Annotated in this window: 17 protein-coding genes; 9 read left to right on the forward strand and 8 right to left on the reverse strand. The window is 62.6% G+C overall.

The window, feature by feature from the left end:
• Positions 1 to 376 precede the first annotated feature (376 nt).
• Genes tcuA through U5A58_RS15910 form a run of 3 tightly spaced genes read left to right on the forward strand, consistent with a single transcriptional unit; the run spans position 377 to position 4,312 of the window.
• Positions 377 to 1,858 (forward strand): FAD-dependent tricarballylate dehydrogenase TcuA, encoded by a 1,482-nt coding sequence (gene tcuA, locus U5A58_RS15900; RefSeq protein ID WP_321933496.1) that lies wholly within the window; start codon positions 377 to 379, stop codon positions 1,856 to 1,858.
• Positions 1,859 to 1,881: 23 nt separating this feature from the next.
• Complete coding sequence (locus U5A58_RS15905; RefSeq protein ID WP_321962119.1) at positions 1,882 to 2,895, forward strand: MmgE/PrpD family protein; 1,014 nt, start codon at positions 1,882 to 1,884, stop codon at positions 2,893 to 2,895.
• 31 nt (positions 2,896 to 2,926) lie between these two features.
• On the forward strand, positions 2,927 to 4,312 hold the full coding sequence (locus U5A58_RS15910) for an MFS transporter (RefSeq protein WP_321962120.1): 1,386 nt from the start codon (positions 2,927 to 2,929) through the stop codon (positions 4,310 to 4,312).
• A 3-nt stretch (positions 4,313 to 4,315) separates the two neighbouring features.
• On the opposite strand, the gene U5A58_RS15915 is transcribed toward U5A58_RS15910, so the two are convergent.
• Positions 4,316 to 5,023, reverse strand: a complete 708-nt coding sequence (locus U5A58_RS15915; RefSeq protein ID WP_321962121.1) for a GntR family transcriptional regulator — start codon at positions 5,021 to 5,023, stop codon at positions 4,316 to 4,318.
• Between the two features lie 216 nt (positions 5,024 to 5,239).
• On the opposite strand from U5A58_RS15915, the gene U5A58_RS15920 reads away from it, so the two are divergent.
• The 3 genes from U5A58_RS15920 (at position 5,240) to U5A58_RS15930 (ending at position 7,163) form a co-directional block, all read left to right on the forward strand.
• The gene (locus tag U5A58_RS15920; RefSeq protein ID WP_321962122.1) at positions 5,240 to 6,013 is read left to right on the forward strand and encodes an MBL fold metallo-hydrolase; all 774 of its coding nucleotides are present in this window, start codon (positions 5,240 to 5,242) and stop codon (positions 6,011 to 6,013) included.
• Positions 6,014 to 6,595: 582 nt separating this feature from the next.
• Positions 6,596 to 6,718, forward strand: a complete 123-nt coding sequence (locus U5A58_RS15925; protein WP_321918087.1) for a hypothetical protein — start codon at positions 6,596 to 6,598, stop codon at positions 6,716 to 6,718.
• Between the two features lies 1 nt (position 6,719).
• Positions 6,720 to 7,163 carry a cupin domain-containing protein gene (locus tag U5A58_RS15930; protein WP_321962123.1) on the forward strand — a complete coding sequence of 148 codons (444 nt, stop codon included), beginning with the start codon at positions 6,720 to 6,722 and terminating at the stop codon, positions 7,161 to 7,163.
• A 511-nt stretch (positions 7,164 to 7,674) separates the two neighbouring features.
• Here U5A58_RS15930 and U5A58_RS15935 read toward each other — a convergent pair.
• Positions 7,675 to 8,550 carry a lipid A biosynthesis lauroyl acyltransferase gene (locus U5A58_RS15935; protein WP_321914482.1) on the reverse strand — a complete coding sequence of 292 codons (876 nt, stop codon included), beginning with the start codon at positions 8,548 to 8,550 and terminating at the stop codon, positions 7,675 to 7,677.
• Positions 8,551 to 9,096: 546 nt separating this feature from the next.
• On the reverse strand, positions 9,097 to 9,885 hold the full coding sequence (locus U5A58_RS15940) for a phosphatase PAP2 family protein (protein ID WP_321962124.1): 789 nt from the start codon (positions 9,883 to 9,885) through the stop codon (positions 9,097 to 9,099).
• An 810-nt stretch (positions 9,886 to 10,695) separates the two neighbouring features.
• On the opposite strand from U5A58_RS15940, the gene U5A58_RS15945 reads away from it, so the two are divergent.
• On the forward strand, positions 10,696 to 11,430 hold the full coding sequence (locus tag U5A58_RS15945) for a PadR family transcriptional regulator (protein ID WP_415774231.1): 735 nt from the start codon (positions 10,696 to 10,698) through the stop codon (positions 11,428 to 11,430).
• 67 nt (positions 11,431 to 11,497) lie between these two features.
• Positions 11,498 to 12,307 carry a siderophore-interacting protein gene (locus tag U5A58_RS15950; protein WP_321962125.1) on the forward strand — a complete coding sequence of 270 codons (810 nt, stop codon included), beginning with the start codon at positions 11,498 to 11,500 and terminating at the stop codon, positions 12,305 to 12,307.
• 500 nt (positions 12,308 to 12,807) lie between these two features.
• Here the strand turns inward: U5A58_RS15950 and U5A58_RS15955 are convergent, their stop codons facing one another.
• Positions 12,808 to 13,779, reverse strand: coding sequence for a hypothetical protein (locus U5A58_RS15955; protein ID WP_321962126.1), 972 nt, complete (start codon positions 13,777 to 13,779; stop codon positions 12,808 to 12,810).
• Between the two features lie 136 nt (positions 13,780 to 13,915).
• On the opposite strand from U5A58_RS15955, the gene U5A58_RS15960 reads away from it, so the two are divergent.
• Positions 13,916 to 14,221, forward strand: coding sequence for a cyclic-phosphate processing receiver domain-containing protein (locus U5A58_RS15960; protein ID WP_321962127.1), 306 nt, complete (start codon positions 13,916 to 13,918; stop codon positions 14,219 to 14,221).
• Positions 14,222 to 14,531: 310 nt separating this feature from the next.
• Here U5A58_RS15960 and U5A58_RS15965 read toward each other — a convergent pair whose 3' ends face one another.
• The 4 genes from U5A58_RS15965 to U5A58_RS15980 all read right to left on the reverse strand — a co-directional run bounded on the left by U5A58_RS15965 (position 14,532) and on the right by U5A58_RS15980 (position 17,365).
• The gene (locus U5A58_RS15965) at positions 14,532 to 15,002 is read right to left on the reverse strand and encodes an HAD domain-containing protein (RefSeq protein WP_321962128.1); all 471 of its coding nucleotides are present in this window, start codon (positions 15,000 to 15,002) and stop codon (positions 14,532 to 14,534) included.
• A 353-nt stretch (positions 15,003 to 15,355) separates the two neighbouring features.
• Positions 15,356 to 15,760, reverse strand: a complete 405-nt coding sequence (locus U5A58_RS15970; protein WP_321962129.1) for a hypothetical protein — start codon at positions 15,758 to 15,760, stop codon at positions 15,356 to 15,358.
• Between the two features lie 140 nt (positions 15,761 to 15,900).
• Entirely contained in the window at positions 15,901 to 16,380 is a 480-nt protein-coding gene (locus U5A58_RS15975; protein WP_321962130.1) for a hypothetical protein, read from the reverse strand.
• Between the two features lie 511 nt (positions 16,381 to 16,891).
• Positions 16,892 to 17,365: an antitoxin Xre/MbcA/ParS toxin-binding domain-containing protein gene (locus U5A58_RS15980; RefSeq protein ID WP_321962131.1), complete on the reverse strand. Its 474-nt coding sequence runs from the start codon at positions 17,363 to 17,365 to the stop codon at positions 16,892 to 16,894.
• Positions 17,366 to 17,578 lie beyond the last annotated feature (213 nt).

Below are 17,578 nucleotides of genomic sequence, written 5' to 3' on the forward strand. Positions count from 1 at the left end.
GGTGGCCGGATCGGTGCAAGGCTTCCGGCGCAGCAGGCTTACCCGCAGACATACCGGCGCGCGAACCGTGGCACACACAACGAATCGTCACTGCGCACGCTCGCCATGGCCGACGAGATGGCGAAAGCCTAGTCCTTTCCTCGACCCGTCATGTAGCCAGGGAATGTACTTACTGGAGTACTTGTGTATACAGTCGTATTCTGACTCGGACAATCAGGCGGTCTGCGTGTCGTCAGCGAAGTACGCGGAAAGCGCGAGAAAAGCGTTTGGTTGCGCGCGAAACGATTGCCGGTGCCAGGCCGGACGAAACGCGCAGGCCATCATTCGGACCGACATCGAAACGCCAGCAAACGTCCACACTGAGAGGAGCCCCGGAATGACCGACTATGACGTGATCGTGGTAGGCGCAGGCAACGCCGCACTGGCCGCCGCCGTATCGGCGCGCGAAAACGGCGCCCAACGCGTTGTCGTGCTGGAAAAGGCGCCGCGCGGCATGCGCGGCGGCAACACGCACTGGAGCGGCGGCGTGCTGCGCTTCGCCTTCGACGACCCGCGCGAGATCGGCCCGCTCCTGCCGGGCGTGGAAAAGGAGTTCGAGGACTTTTACGCGGGCATCCATCCTTACACGCGCAGCGACTTTCACGGCGACCTCATGCGCGTGACGAGCGGCCAGACCGACCCTGTGCTCTCGCGCGTGCTCGTCGACAATTCGAAAGACACCGTGTTCTGGATGCACGAAACCGGCCAGATCCGCATGGAGCCGGCCGTGAGCCTCACCGGCGTGCGCAAGGGAAATCAGATCATCTGGGCGCGCGGGCTCGTGGTGCGCGCGGAACACGAGGGCGTGGGCCTGTCGCGCGGCTGGTTCGCGGCGGCGGAGCGACTCGACATCGAGGTGCGTTACGGCGCGGCCGTCACGGCGCTGCTGCAGGACGCGAGCGGCCGCGTATGCGGCGTGCGCGTGCGCGACGACGAAGGCATCCGCACGCTCAACAGCCGCTCGGTGATCCTCGGCTGCGGCGGCTTCGAGGCGAACGTGCAGATGCGCACGCAGCATATCGGCCCGCTCGTGGGTGGGGCGAAGGTGCGCGGCACGCCGCACAACCAGGGCGATGGCTTGCGCATGGCAATGGAGATCGGCGCGATGCCGTGGGGCCAGTGGAGCGGCTGCCACGCCACGCCGATCAGCGCCGACTGGGGCAACTTCGCGCCGCGCGAAATGACCGACCGCAGCAATCGCCTGAGCTACCTCTATGGCGTGATGATCAACCGCAAGGGCCTGCGCTTCGTGGACGAAGGCGAGGACGGCGCGATGTTCACCTATGCGAAGTACGGCCGCGCGATTCTTGCGGAGCCCGGCGCGAAGGTCTATCAGCTGTTCGACTCGCAGACCGTGCATCTGCTGGAACCGCGCTACGCGACGAGCGAGCCGCTCAAGGCGGACACGCTGGAGGCGCTGATCGCCCAGCTCGACATCGATGACAAGGCGCAGGCGCTGCGCACCGTGCAAGCCTATAACGCCGCCGCGCACGACGCCTCGGACGGCTTCGACCCCACCGGCAAGGACGGACTCGCCACGCACGGCCTGAGCCCCGACAAGACCAACTGGGCGCTCAAGCTCGACAAGGCGCCGTTCTATGCGTACTCGGCCACGGGCGGCATCACTTTCACGTTCGGCGGCCTGAAGATCGACGAAGAGGCCCGTGTGATCGGCACGGACTGGCGGCCCATCGAGGGGCTCACCGCCTGCGGCGAGATGGTCGGCGGCCTCTTCTACGACAACTACCCGGCGGGAACCGGGCTCGTTTCGGGCGCAACGTTCGGGCGCATTGCCGGCCGCACGTCGGCGCGCTCGTGAACGCGCACAGCGAGGGCAAACCGATGACCGAACACACACTCATTGCCGCCGCGCTGCCGCTGGCCCGGCGCATCGCGGCCTTCGACGCGCGCAAGGCCACACCGCACGCCCGGGCCGCGACGCGCGACGCCATCATCGAGACCGTCGGCGCGTTGATGAGCGGGGCCGGCAGCCCGGCAGCGCAGCGGCTCGCGCATACGCCAGGCGCGCTGGCCGAGGATGGGCCATGCCTCGTTGCGGGCACCGCGCGCCGCACAACGGCGCTCGACGCCGCGCTCGCGAACGGCGCGGCGGCAGCCGCCGGACAGCGGGGCGCGGGCACGGGAAACGGCGATGCGCACGCCGCGCGCTTCGCCGCGCTGTTCGCGCTGGCCGGCGCACGCAGGCTCTCCGGTGAGCGGTTCCATGCCGCATGGCTTGCGGGTGAAGCGGCCGCCCACGGGCTTGCGAGCGCTGCGCCAAACCTCGCGCCCATGCTCGCCACGACGCTTGCGACGGTCGCCGCGGCAAGCCATCTGCTTCGCTTCGACGCCTCGACGACGGCGGCAGCGCTCGCGCCTGGCGCAATGATGATGGATGAAGCCGACTTCACAGCCGCCGCGCCCGACGAGGCGCTCACAGCCCCCTTGCACGCCGGTCAGTGCGCGCGCGTGGCGCTCCATACGGTCGCGCTTGCGGAGCAAGGCGAGACAGCCGGGCCAACACCGCACGGCCCGCTGATCGACGCATTGACCGACGCATTGACGCGGGCCGCCGACGCCTTCGGCGAGCCGCGCCATGGCCCATCGAGCGCCGCGCCGCCCGCACACCATGACCGCTGCGACGCCTTCGTCGCGCGTTGCATTGCAACCATCGGCGCGTCCGAAGCGCTCGCGCTCTACGAACGCCTCGAAGCCATCGACGAGGCGAGCGACATCGCCCTGCTCGGCACGCTCATGGCGAGGCGCACGCTGCCTGGCGCCGACGCGGCGAGCGCACCGCTCGCGCTGAGCACGACGCCCGGCGACGGTTCCGACGAAACCGCCTGGGTTCCCTGATCGCGCGCCGGCACGCAAGGGCACATAGACCATGAACGATGAACTGATCGCCGCGCGCGTCGACAGGCTGCCCGTCTCGCGCTTTCATCGCAGGCTGCTGCTGCTCATCAGCCTGCCGTTCTTTTTCGACATCTCGGACATCTTCACGTTTTCATATGCCGCGCCGGTGCTCGTCAAGGAATGGGGACTGTCGCTCACCCGCATCGCTCTCCTCACCTCCGCTGGCTTCTTCGGCATGTTCCTCGGGGCGACGCTCGGCGGCATGCTGTCCGACCGCATCGGGCGCAAACGCGCGCTCATGCTGTGCGTGGCGACCTATTCGTTCTTCTCGCTCGCGAACGCGCTTGCGCCCAACGTGCCGCTGCTGATGATCGCGCGGCTGCTCACCGGCATCGGCGTGTCGTCGGCCACGGCCGTGGTGATCGCCTATATCGCGGAGATGTACCCCGCCGCGCGCCGTGGCGCCTGGCAAGGCTGGGCGATGGCGATCGCGCTCAGCGCCGTGCCCATCACGAGTTGGGTGGCGCGGCTCGTCGTGCCGCTCGGTCCGAACGGATGGCGGCTCATCTTCGTCTGGGGCGCGCTGGGCGCCGTGTTTCTCGCATTCGGGCGCTTCTTTCCCGAGTCGCCGCGCTGGCTCGCGCGGCAAGGGCGCATGGAAGAAGCCGACCGCGAGCTTCGCGCGATCGAAGCCGAAGTCGAGCGCAGCGCCGGGCCGCTGCCCGCCGTACTGCTGATCTCGCAGACCGCCGAGCCACGCACGCACTGGGGCGCGCTCTTCAAGCGCCCCTACGCCGGACGCACCTTCACGCTATGGGCGATCTGGATCCTGCAGACACTGGGCTTCTATGGTTTCCAGGCGTGGGTGCCGACCTTGCTCGTGCGGCACGGCGTGACCGTTGTGCAAAGCCTCACCTACATCACGCTGATCAATCTTGGCGCGGTGCCCGGCGCCCTGCTCGCGGCCGCGCTCTCCGACCGCGTGGAGCGCAAGTTCAGCATTGCCGGGACATCCGTTCTGATCGCCGTGTGCGGCCTGCTCTACGGGTTCGGCACGTCCCCCGCGGTCATCGTGCCGTTCGGATTTTGCGTCGGCATGCTCACGCAGACTTTCGTTTCGCTGTGCTACGCATATACGCCGGAGCAATATCCCACCGATATCCGCAACACGGGAGCGGGCTTCGCGTATGGCGTGGGACGGCTCGCCAATGTCGGCAACGCGTTCATCGTTGCGGCGATCTTCACGCGTTTCGGCTATGTGTGGGTGTTCGCGTATATCGCCGGGGCGTGGCTCGCGGTCGCAGCCGTCACGCTCGTATTCGGTGCGCGCACGACGGGGCGCAAGCTCGAAACGATCAGCCCCGCGCTCGCCGGAACGCCGGACGAACCGCTCAGCACGGCGGCCGAGCGGTTCTGAATCCTAACTTCCCGACTGACCGCTCTCCGGGCCGAACAGCATCTGCAGGCGCAGTTCGGTCGCGGCGGCGACGTGCGCCTGCGCGGCCTTTTCCGCGCCGTTCGCGTCGTGCCGCGCGATGCATGCAACAATCAGCTTGTTCTCCGCGAGTCCGCTCTTGATGCGGCCGGGCTGCGAATAGGTGGTCGTGCCGAGCAGCGCGAGCGCGTCGCCGAGCACACTCGCAGCCTTCGACAAATACTCGTTATGCGCGGCGGCCACGATGATTTCATGCAGACGCCGGTTCAACGCTGCTACTTCCTCCGGCACTTTCGTGCGCTCCAGTTGCGAAATGACCTGGTTCATCGAAAGCACTTCGATCGGCGAAGCCTGCTCGGCCGCGAAGCGGGCCGCCGCGCCAACCATGACCTTGCGCATCGCGTAAAGCTCCATGACCTGCCGTTCCGAAAGCTGCTCGACGACATAGCCCCGTGGCGGCGCGAAACGCACCATGCCCTCCGACTCGAGCCGCTTGAGCGCCTCGCGGACGGGGGTCCGACTCACGGCCAGACGCTCGGCAATATCGTTTTCCCGCAGCCGTGTGCCCGAACCGAGTTCGCGGTTGCGAATTTCCTGGCGAAGCCGGGTATAGACATATTGAGCTAGCGAGCCCTGTCCGGCATCCGCCGGCGGCTCGATCTCGCGTAACGATGAATTGGATTTTTCGCTCAAGGACTCACCTTCGGCCGGTTGACTGCGGACCTGACTTGATGCGTACCATTGTATACGTAAGTACCCAAAGTTAGATACCTGTACGCTGTCAGGATGAACGACATCGAGAACGTTCCCGTAGACAGGGTTGTGCGCCTCTAGCCCTAATCGGGAGACATCTCGAGGTGCGATGCGAAGTGTGTCAAAGTAACAACTCATTCTCGTGAGTGCCCCTACATGACCAGGTTACCAATTGCCCAGCGGTGGTTTGAACTCAAACGCATCAGCGATGACATCACCCTGTTTTGGGAACCCCACGTTGTGCCGCTGATGCGCTGCAATATCTGGCATGTGCGCGGCCGCGACCGAGACCTGATGATCGACACAGGCATGGGTATCGCGAGCCTACGCGATGCGGCAAAGCATCTGCTGCAGAACAACGTAACCGCCGTTGCGACGCATACACACTCGGATCATGTCGGCGGACATCACGAATTCGAACACACACTGGTTCACGAATTGGAGGCAGAGAATCTGCGCTCGCCGCGCGAGCCAGGCACCCTTCTGGCGTCGGTATTAGGCGACAAAGCCATTCGCCGGTATCGCGAAGCCGGGTATTCGTTCGACGGTGATTTGATCACGGCCCTTCCCGACGCTGATTACTCGATGTCTGACTATCGCGTGCGGGCCGCGACGGTCACGGAAATCGTCAAGGATGGGAACGTCGTTGATCTCGGCAACAGGAATTTTGAAGTTCTGCATCTGCCCGGCCACTCACCGGGCAGCATTGGCCTGTGGGAAGCGGCTACTGGCACTCTTTTCTCTGGCGATGCGATCTACGATGGCCCGCTACTGGATGAGATAAGCGGCGCTGATATTCCGACTTACGTGCGAACGATGAAACGCTTGCGTGAACTGCCCGTGCAAGTAGTCCACGCTGGGCATGATGGGAGCTTCGGGCGAGAACGACTGGTCGAGTTAGTCGATGCCTATCTGGCGAAACGTACCTGATCGCTCTTCGGGGTCGGCGCTTCCGGCCATAGTGACTGGCTGGTTAGGGTCGGCTTACGCCTCCCGCATAGACTCGTCTGGTGGCGGCCGATCTGGCGCACGCCGTCGGTCAAAGTACGGCCATCAACGGCCGCTCATCCAGGTCGTTGCACGGACGTTTGAACGTCGGCGTCGCCTCGCATGACGGACGGTCATGCCGACTCCTCTCATCCCTCGTCGTCGAAGTCAGGTAATTGTTACGCGTATGCGCGTTAGCGCACACTTGGAACGTAGCGACGAGAATACTGTTTGTCTCGAAGTTGGTCTTGCACAACGCTGGAACCCGCAAACGTCGCAGAGTGTTTGCGGAGAAGGAAACGTCCCAGTTGCCTTGGCTCTCGCAAAACTGTAATACGCTGATGGCGTCGCGAACCCACAATCCGGCGAGAATCCCGTCGCGTTCGTGGAAAAAAATCTGGCATTGACCGAGGCAGATGGGGCCGTCTTCGCGCGGGCCGCATTCGCTTTTAACAGATTGCCGAAGCGACTGGTCTTCTTGAACGGTCCGCCGAAAACGCCTGCCTGCGAAGTGCTGCGGTGGCAATGGCAAAACCCATTGATAAATTGAATCTAAAAATTCCGTCGGCGCGCCGTGCCGCAATTGCTGCTTCCATTGCCTACGACCGTAGCGGCCTGACGAAAAATCCCGATCTGGAGGAGGTTTAAAATGACTCCCAACGGCGCGCCGACAGGCGAACCAATCATCATTGGACAATTGCAGATCCGATACCTGATCGACGGAACTGCCACTGGCGGCATGGGTATTTTTGAGCTGACAGTGCCGCCCAACTCTCCAGTTCCGCCGCCACATAGCCATACCCTTAACGAAGAATGCGTTTATGTCCTGGAGGGCGTGCTTCGATGCTCGGTTGATGGAATAGTCCGAGACCTGACGCCGGGAGAATGCGGGGTTAGCCCAAGAGGATCGGTTCACCACTTCAGCAACCCGTACACTGACACAGCACGCGCCCTCGTCGTCCTTACGCCCGACATCGGAGCGCAGTATTTTCGTGATGTCGGAACGATCATAAATGCCGGCGGCCCCCCCGACCGCGACAAGCTGATCGGTGTCATGTCGAGGTACGGACTGGTGCCCGCTCCGCTTCCGTGAAATAGCGAACGGTCGTTGCCCGACAATCGTTTCTGGCTCTCGATGTCCGATCTGCGGACTAATGCTACAGCTCGATTCGGTTCCCGCACTGGACCGACGCAATCGGGATGGTCAAGCACGCGTCGGCTGGCATGCCCGCACGGATGTCTGCAGGGCACCCGATAGTTGCCATCGAGAGCGTACGGGAACGAATGACGGGAAAGGGTCGGCTACGGCCGACCACGTCCGGCGGTAATCGGCCACCTCCAGCCTTTCGTCGGCACATTTAGATGGACAGTCAAATGTCCATTCTGCCCGCGTCAACGGGCGTTCGAGGTCCGCGCGCCCGCTCTCGCGGTATCGAGACACGGCGGGGCGTCGGTCCCTGGTCAGAGACCGTCGGTCGAAAGCGTTATCTATTCGCCATTGCTCGCCGACACTTTCTGCTCCACAGCCTGCATACGCAAAGGTCGAACGCAACGCGGTGCTGCTGGCAAACGCGGCCTACAGGCTCAATGCCCCAGTGAACCGTTCAATATACCGATGCCATACCTGGTGGTCGATGCTTGAAACGTCGGTGCACCCAGTAATACTGCTCGGGAAACTTAACGACCTGTTCCTCAAGGAACGCATTCATGCGACGCGCGTCGACCATATCGCTCCCCGATGGGAACTCCGCGAGCGGCTCGAAAATTGTCAGCTTATACCCTTGATAATTCGGGAGCACCTCGGTCACGAAGGGAACAACCCGCGCGCGCGCCAGTCTCGCGATACGCGAAACGGCTGTGAGCGTGCAGGCGGGAACGCCGAAGAATGGGACAAATACGGAGTTGTCAACGCCTTGGTCCATATCCGCCGCGAGCATGACTGGTTTGCCGGAACGCAGCAATGCCACGATCTTTCTTGCACTGGTCGCACGCTCGATCATCTCCGCACCGAATCTCCCGCGTTGCCGCTTGGCGAGGTCACACAGGGTTGTGCTTGACATACGCGTATACAGAGAGGCGACGGGAAGGTGCGTCGAGTAGAGCATGCAGCCGACCTCAATGCCCACAAAATGAAAACCCATGAAGATGGTGGGCGGGGCTGCATCGTCATCGAGATCAATTTTGCTTTCGATCTGGACGATATCCCGGATCGACTGCGCACTGCCAAACCACTGGATGCCGCGCTCAAGATAGCTACGAACAACATGGCGGAAGTGAGCTCTGGCGAGTTTCTGATGTTCGCGGCTGGTTTTCTCTGGGAAGCAAAGACGCAAGTTCACCAGGACAATATGCTTGCGGCGACTCGGAAGCGCGTACAACGCAGTGCCGACAACCATTCCGAGCCTGGCGACAAATTTGTAAGGAAGGATGGAAAGCGTGCGTAGCAACGCCACGATGAGCACATGGCTGAGACGTTTCAAAGATTGTCCCTTATAGGCGGTGAAACCAGGAAAGCGAAGTCAAATGCCAGGCAGGTGACCTTTCTGCTCGTCACCGTTCAATGGAAACGGTTTCGCTCAAGAGATCAACCGTGGAGCATACAGTCCCGGCGTGATCACCGGGCAACTGGGACGACTCGCGAAATTACCGACTCTAACAAACGGCTTAGGTGCGATCTATCCCAAAAGATCCTGGTGGTGAGTAGTCGCCGCTGGCACCGGCGGCGCTTTCCCACAACTGAAAGGGGGTTCCTGCCTGCGGTGGTTATGCGAATGGCACTTCCGCGCCGCAAGGGGACCTTCGTTCTGCAAGACAGCGAACGACGGCTACGGGTCGGCCAGGGCCGACCACGTCCGGCGGCAGTCGGCTATCTCCGGTCGTTCGAGCTTGTTCTCGGCGCGACATCTGAACGTCGGATCAGGGAACGCCACCGGGCATTCGAGCGATGTCCTCCGTGCCCGCGGACATCGTTCCATTCGTAGGTCACAAACGAGGAAGCCGAGCCATGTATCACGCATCGAGCGCCACTACCGGTGTGCCGCAGTGATCCCCGGTGCGGTGGCCGAGACGCCATCGGCGTGGACCGCCGTCGGTCGATGTGCCTCATGTAGAACTGACTGGTGCATGTGCTTGAGCACCGATGCCGCGAGCAGGCGCGGCTCTTCGAACATTGTCGCGAGTTCGAAGAAGAAGAGGAAAGCGAGCATATAACCCGCGGCCTGCTTGCGTTCCATAATTCGCAAGAAGAGCGGCGCGAAGCGCGAGCGTATCGGTGCACGCGTCAGGAGCCATGCGCAGAAGGCTCCAATGCCCGCGCCCGCGATGACGTCGGTCGGATAGTGCAGCCCCAAATAGATGCGAGGCAGACACACGAACACCACACAATGGATGATCGCAAGCAGGCCGATCCATCTCCAGACACTGAAAATACCGACGGCTATGGCCATCCAGAGCGCGGCATGATCGCTGGGAAACGAGCTCCACAAGCGCATTGCGTCGCCCGTCTGATCGGATAGTGGAAACGACAAATGAACGGAGGGCTCATAAATCGGGCGGAGGCGGAACGGCAGCGTCAGCGCAAGCAGGCGGCCAATCACGAATGCCGAGAGCGCCGCGCACAGCGTCGCGACGACAATTTGGCGGCGCTTTAGTTGTGAGTCGCCTGGTTGAAACCAGATGGCACAAAGAATCGCGAGCGGAACGACGCCCTTGGTGAAATAAAGCTGGACCACCGCGCCAACCGCGTGGGTAAAGTAAAAGGATGATGAACCTATATGAACGAGCCAAGCTTGGACAGCCGCATCGAAAGCGTTCACTCTTGGCTCCCCTTTTGATTTGAACATCTGTTGCAAGCGTACGTACGACGCAGCGAAATCTCCGTTCAATACCCCGCATATTTTCGAAGCAAGCTACCAGGATGCGGCTCATCGATTACCACAGCACTTCGAATATTGTCAGGATCGAATGTTTCTTTCATTTGCACTGCTACGGATGTCACGTCGCTGTCGATGAAAACAGTCACCCGCGTGGGAGTACCGTGCTGCCCCGCAGGCCTGGGCTCCGCCGTTCAAGCTCTCAACGCTTGAACGGCAGAGGTGGGTCGACAAGCGCCCTCCGCGTCGCAGGAAACCATCACACACACATTTCCCCAAAACCGTCCTTTGCGCGCTTCGCCCGGCGCGCAACACCGCGTCGCCCTTTCTGGTTTTCGCGCCAACTGGATCCGGCTGACACAGGAAGCGCGCGCACGATGAGCAGATACGCCATCGCGCTAACCGGCCTTATCGCCGCCCCGAACGCCTGGCACGCTGCTCCGAAAGGCGCTGGCGTTCCGTCTCACGCTACCGCCCCCAACGCCCGTCACTCGGACCCGTTTGCGCCATCCACGCCACTGGCAAGTACGCTCGGCGAAGACGTTGAGTGGGCGGCCGAATCAAGGCACCTGGGATTCGCTACCCGTGGACCGCGCCTCCGGAAATCTGACCCCATTCTCTTCTGGCCTGCATCCACGGGGTCGTCGCAGACTGCGTTGCACGCTCCGCCCCCCAAATATTCTCTTTGACAAACACTCTTAAGATATATATCTTAAGACATGTTTTAAGACACCCTAGAGATAAGGAGGCCCTATGCGCCACCATCCGCACTTTGGTCATACCGGCCGTCACGGCCACGCCGCGCGCGATCCGCGCGCTTTCTTCGGCGGCCGCCACCCGGCCATGCAGGCGCTTCACGCGCTGCGTCACGCCATGGGCCGCCATCGCGGCGGCGAAGGTCCCGGCGACTTTGGCGACCGCTTCGGCGAAGGTTTCGGCCGCGGCTTCGGCGGGTTCGGCGACGGCGACGGTTTCGGCCGTGGCCGCAAGTTCAGCTCCGAAGACCTGCAACTCATGCTGCTCGTGCTGCTCGCCGAGCGCCCGAGCCACGGCTACGAGCTCATCAAGGCGCTCGACGCGCGTTCGAACGGCTTCTACAGCCCGAGCCCAGGCATGGTCTATCCGGCCCTCACGTATCTGGAAGAACTGGGCTACGTGAGCGTGACGCTGGAGGGCAACCGCAAGCGCTACGAGCTTTCGCCCGAAGGCCGCACGTACCTCGAAACCAACCGCGAACGCGCAGACCTGATCCTCGCGAAGCTCACGCACTTCGGCCGCAAGATGGAAGTCATGCGCCGCGCGATGGCCGGCGAAGATCCCGCCGAAGGCAGCGGCTGGGTGCGCGAACTGATCGAAGCACGCCGCGCGCTCAAGCACGCGCTGCTGCGCCGCACCGACGTCGCGCCGGACGAGCAGCGCCGCATTGCCGCGATTCTTGCGCGCGCCACCCAGGAAATTGAAAACGGCAGCGAGGGCGAAGGCGTTTGACACGCCACGTCGATCGTCATGCGCCACGCGGCGGCCACGCCGCACCACCCCAACATCGGAGCCATACATGCAGAACCCGTCCCAACTCGAAGTCGTCCGTGTACGTCACCCGCTGAAGTTCCGACTGTTGCGCGTGGCGCGCGTCACCGCGCTCTCGCCCTCGCTCGTGCGCGTGACACTCACGGGCGACCTGAGCGATTTCGTCTCGGCGTCGTTCGACGATCACGTCAAGGTGTTCTTCCCCGCTGCCGGTGAAGAAAAGCCAGTAGTGCCAACTTTGGGTCCTGACGGCGTCGCCTACCCCGATGGCGTCGAGCGCCCCGCCATGCGCGACTACACACCGCGCCGCTTCGATGCGCAAAGTAACGAACTCGATCTGGAATTCGCGCTGCACGAAGCCGGCCCGGCCACCGCATGGGCAGCACAGGCGCAGCCCGGCCAGTATCTCGGCGTGGGCGGCCCGCGCGGCTCCATGGTGATTCCCACCGGCTTCGACTGGCATTTGCTGATCGGCGACGAAACGGCGCTGCCCGCGATCCAGCGGCGCCTCACCGAACTGCCGCCCGGCGCGCGCGTGGCCGTAGTCGTCGAAGTGGCGAACCGCGAGGCACGCATCGAGCTGCCCACCGAAGCCGACCTGTACGCCATCTGGTGCTATCGCGACGAAAGCGAGTCGGAGCATCCGCTCCTGGACGGCGTATCCGAAGTGTGGCTGCCGCCTGGCGAGGGTTACGTCTGGGCCGCCGGCGAAGCCTCGGAAATCCGCGCGGTGCGCGCGCATCTGTGCAACGAGCGCGGCGTGGACAAGAAGCGCATCCGCGCCTCCGCCTACTGGCGGCGCGGCGCGCAGGCGGCCCACGAAACGATCGACGACTGATCGATCCTGCTGGCGCGGCAACCCTGCCGCGCCTTTTTACTTTCAGGCTCCACGCCAATACATGACCACTACTCTGACTCCGCTACGCGAACGCACGCTGCTCTGGCTGCTGGCGCTCACGCAGTTCACCGTCCAGATTTCTCCTGGTCAGAGGGTGTCAACTTAAGCTCAAGAAGGTTGCTGGATATGGCTTCAACGGCGTTTTGCATAGGGTTGACACTCGTGCAAAATCGACGAATCTTCCAATAATTGTTCGCGAACGTTTATCGCAAGAACCCTGCCGTGATAATCGCCCCTTATCACGGAAACTAGCGTCGCCTGGCTTACGCCGGTCACCACAAGTCCTGCACGTCGCGGACATATCGCCAGCTCATCGAGGTGCTTTACCTTCACTCCGACGCTATCGTCTGACACGCCTCAAGGTCTGGTGTCGGTCGAAGCCGCGTGGAACCTCAGTCCGAAGGTGTCGTTCCTTCGGATCGTTCCATAGCGGTTTGGTGTCACGTCTTGAACGCGGGTCCACCAGCGACCGGACAGCAACGATATGCCTCCTCCCTCCCAGAGCATGCTCCCCTCACACAGGTGAAACGGAATGCAGCGCTTCGGCTTTTGTCTACCGTCTGCCAGTTGATGGTGCCCGAAGGGAGTGAACTCGAGGATCGGCCTATGGTGGCGTTTCGGAATACGCATGGTGGCGTTTCGGAATCTATGGTGGCGTTTCGGAATACGGCTGGCGCATTTCTGTATGGATTTGGTGCTCCAAACGGCATGAAAATGCCTGCTTTGTTAGGCGGGAACCACCGAATACGCATGTGTACATGCCGAAACGCCACCATAAACCCGCAGAAACGCCACCATGCGTATTCCGAAACGCCACCATAGACCCGCAGAAACGCCATCATGCGTATTCCGAAACGCCACCATAGATTCCGAAACGCCACCATGGCGAGGCAACCGGGCGCTTCCCTGGATGCTGTCAGGGCCGCAACTTCGTCGGTGTCCGCACCGAGGACCTCACCCGTCGTCACGCTAACGATCGTGGGATTCGCATTCAACAGGTGCCCCGGCTCCGCCCGGTAACCGTAGAGGTGCAGCCGCGGCGATGGCACATGGGCACGAGTAGCCCGCTTCGAGTGGGCAACCACTGACGTTTTTTCATCGCGCAAGCCTTCGACGAAGATACGAATGGCACTGGCGCGTTCAATTGTGACCGCGTCGGCGAGCCTGGCACGGGCCCAGTCGGACAGGTCCAGGTTCAGGAAATCCAAGTCGGCAAATCCCAGGTGCAGGACATGGATGACGCTATCGAGGGTGGCAGCCGGCCGCGCTGGCGCCGTGATCGGGATGACGGCGATCGATGCCAGGATTGGCAGACGTTCTGCATCCGACCATGACAGCGGGAAGACCTGGCGCAGGCCGTCACCTGACGGCCTGTAGAGGTTCCCGAGGATGTCCTGCAGGCGCTGCGCCATGCGGTGTCTCCCAACAGAATCCGGCATCGCCGGTAGTCGCGATGACGCGTGTACAAAGCTGCTAACGCAGGCCGGTCGTCAGCCTGCCGGGATATGGCAACATAGCCAGATCGGATCGGGCCGGCACGAGGGCGAAGTGAAAGTCTTTCTGGACGATGAACGCAGCACGCCCGAAGGCTGGGTGCGCGTGCTCTGGCCTGACGAGGCCATCGCGCTACTCAGGACGGGGGAGGTGACCGAGCTGTCGCTCGATCACGATCTAGGTGACGATGCGCGCGGCACGGGCTACACGGTTCTGCTATGGCTGGAAGAACAGGTCGCCGTGTACGGCATGCCACCGCCGGTCATTCACGTACACTCGGCAAATCCGTCCGCCCGGCTGAAAATGGAAGCGGCTATTGCGTCGATAGGGCGGCACGCGGATCAGCGCCGCCCCACATGAACCCGACGGCAGGGCATGTTCGTGGTCGGTGTCACCCGGATGCGGTCAACGCGTCGCTCGCGCTCACGTGAAGATGCCGCAGAGGGCGTGGTCGGGCACGTTCACTCTTCCGGGTGCGGTTTGCGGCCGCGAATCAGCCGTCCGATCAGCCAGCCGACCACGGCGGCGCCTGCCGGGATATAGAGCAACGGCAGGAGAAATCCCAGGGACATGCTCATGGCAGGGCTCCAGGTCGCACAAAGGTGTGAAGGACGCTTCGGTAACACAGTATATCCATCCCCTGCGGCGAGATCTTGTCCTGCCATGCGGTTCAAGCCAGACTGCTTCTCTGCAGCCTTACCAGCGCATCGTGCAGCGCTCGCTGCACCGACGAAGACGACAGGCCGGTGGCTGCATCGCAGGGGATGAGACGGGTATCACTCGCGGCCGCGTTCACCACGCTCGGATGATCGTCGAGGGCCAGCCAGCGGGTGACGCTTCTGCGCTTTGCCTCCGTCAGGATCTCCTCCAGCCGCGAGGGACCGTAGATTTCCACCACACCATCGAAACGGGTGCCGAGCGGGCCGAGCAGTTGAACCAGGCTCGGGTCATCGAACAGCCGTCGCCAGTCCGAACTGACCACGATGCGGACCTCGGGAAATGGGTCGAGCAGTGTCTCCAGGATCGGTCGCCAGCGAAAAAGCGCAGGATTCTTCGCCAGCTGGCCGTTCTCGTCGAGCGCGAACTCGCCAAGCGGATGCACGACGCCATCGAAGTCCAGAAACAGTATCGGTTGGTCCACGGATTCTCCGCGCGTCGTCATTGACACTCCCGTTTACCTGAGGATCCGCGTGCGCCGGTGCCGCACGGCTTGTCCGCTGACGACACCGATCGCTTCGGATTCGCGCGTGTCGGGCCGCCCAGAACCACTATCTGCACTTTCTCGTCCGGTGATGAGGCTTGTAAAGCCTTCGTGCCCCATCCCGCCATCCGACAACGATGAACGCGTCCATGCACGTGTCGACCGCCTCCGGTGAGAGGTCGGGAGGTAATGCGCCCGTACGGTCACTTTTGCGGATTGATATCCATGGTGCTCATGGCGCATGGTTGCGTATGACTTTGTCAGACCCGCTCCCGGCGCTTGCGTGCGGGGCGTCATGAATCTCCGTCCGTATGGGCAGGGCAGCGCGTCATCATCCAGCCCCTCCTGCTCATGAGCTTGCCGCGGTTGCCGCATACTTCGCACAGCCGGCTGCTGATCGTCTCGGCCATTTCGATCATGGAATCCTGTCGGGCGTCTGCCCCGTCTGCGTAGAAGCGCAGGGCTCCGAACTTTTCCTTGACCTGCAATGCAACCACCTGCGGCGCGCCTTCGGATTCCGTTTCGGCCTGCAGCTTCAGGGCCAACGCATCGAGCAGATCGAACCAGCCGTCGCCACACTCGAATCCCCATACGGCAAATGGAGCCGGCGCAGGGCCGAACGGATCCCGATCTGGGGGCGCGGCGACGAAAATGAGTGGATACCGTTCGCGCAGAATCTTCGACAGTTCGTCACGCATCTGTACCTCCGGCTTTACTGGTTTTACAGCAGTCGGCCATTAATTTCCGCACTCCCGGGTCACGTGGACCAGTCATCGACGTCGTGTCCCGGTTGCTTCAAGCCAGCCGTGCAAGGCGCGCTGTATTGACGCGCCCGGTGTCATTCCTCGCCGACGTCATCGTCCCGTCGCATGGCATCGAGGTCGCCTTGCCAGTTGAGCTTGCCGTGGAGCTGGAGAAGTTCCGACTGTCTGGCAAGGTAACGGTAAGCCCGGCAATGAGGTGTTCGACCGGCTCGAAGGGAAGTACAGAACGGCTGCTGCCCGGGCGCTCGAGGAGCGGGGCGGGAGTTAGGCGGGTATCCCCGCCCAGCATCGGAATCGTCAATGCCGTGCTCGATCAGGTCTCCCCACTCCGATTGAGAGATCCGCAGCCATGCTCCGAGTGTTTCCTTGACGCACTGCGGGCACAGGTCGATTTCGACCTTGTTTCCATCACCAAATATCGAGCCGTAGCCCCCGTGGAAAGAGACCGACAGCTTCTCCTGCCACTCAAAGTCGTCGGGTGTCATGCGGCGATGGCAGCGGTCGCAGGTGCAGGCGGCAACGTCCTGCACGACCTTAGCCTGATATTCGAACATGCTTTACCCCCTACCCTTGTGCTCCCACGCGATTTTCGAAGATACGGCACACCTCCCCTAGGCGGGATGCTCCACGATCTGCGTCCCTGGGAATGCGTCGACCCTCCGCGAAAACATCTTCATGGGTACCCGGTTCGCCAGGCAGTGCTCCGGCTTCGGGTGCTGCCTCGTGCAACGGGTCGCCCTCTCCGGCCACTGGCTGCTCCCAGACAGGCGTACGCGCCATCAGCCACTGCAAGCGCTCGAGGCGAGCGCCATCTGCAGGCCCCGGCGTCACGCGCAGCCACGGTCCGGGCGTGTCGCGCACACAGCGCTGGCACAGGCCGACGCTGACGCGTGCGCCATCTCCGATATCCGGGGCATCGCCGCCGTACCCATCGAACGACACCCTCCTGTCAATCCACATCGCCAGGGATCATGTGCCGGTCACAGCGATCACATGCGCAGATTGTGATTTCCTGAACTACGTTGCAGCGATATTCGCAAATGCCTGTTCCATTTGCCGGCGCAGTCAGGTGTACGTTCCGTAGTCGAGCCGGGTCAGGATGTCGTGGATGATTTTCGTACCCACGGCAGTTCGCAGAAGATCGACGGGCCTTCGCCCATCGAGCCCGTAGGCTGGCGTTTCAAGCCAGCCCTGAGCCCCTTCCTGGCAGCCAAAAACGTCCGTCGCCTGATCGATCATCGCGGCACCGCGAACAACGAATGTTGACTGGGCAGCGGGTGTTTCGCGCTCGACAAAATCACGCGGCCTCAGGACAGGCCGGCTCAGGGCCTCGCGCATCCGGTCCAGCACGTACGTCGCAGCCTCATCGCCTTCGTCTGCGAACCAGTAAGGGCTCGCAGTCTCGACCGAGTAACATTCTGGGCGACCATCGCAGTAATAAACCTCGCGGATGTCACGCCAGGTTTCATCGCCTTCGCCAAACTCCATGACACGGTATTGCCAGGGAGCCTCCCGCTCAGGGGGCTTGCTCTTAGCCATCTACGCTCCTGTCCATCCTGACTCAGTGAGGGGCCTACACTCTCGCCCCATGGCAGATGCGTGCGGGAGTCGTTTGGACCCGGTCCACCTCGTCCGCATCCGACATGCAAATCAACTGGTCTCGTCATTCCCGGAGTCTGGTTTGACGTCAGCAGCCACTGAACGCCGGGCACGGCACTTTCAAACACGTCGGTTGCGTCCTCGTATACACGA

The organism is Paraburkholderia sp. J7, from assembly GCF_905220155.1.
Lineage (GTDB): Bacteria > Pseudomonadota > Gammaproteobacteria > Burkholderiales > Burkholderiaceae > Paraburkholderia.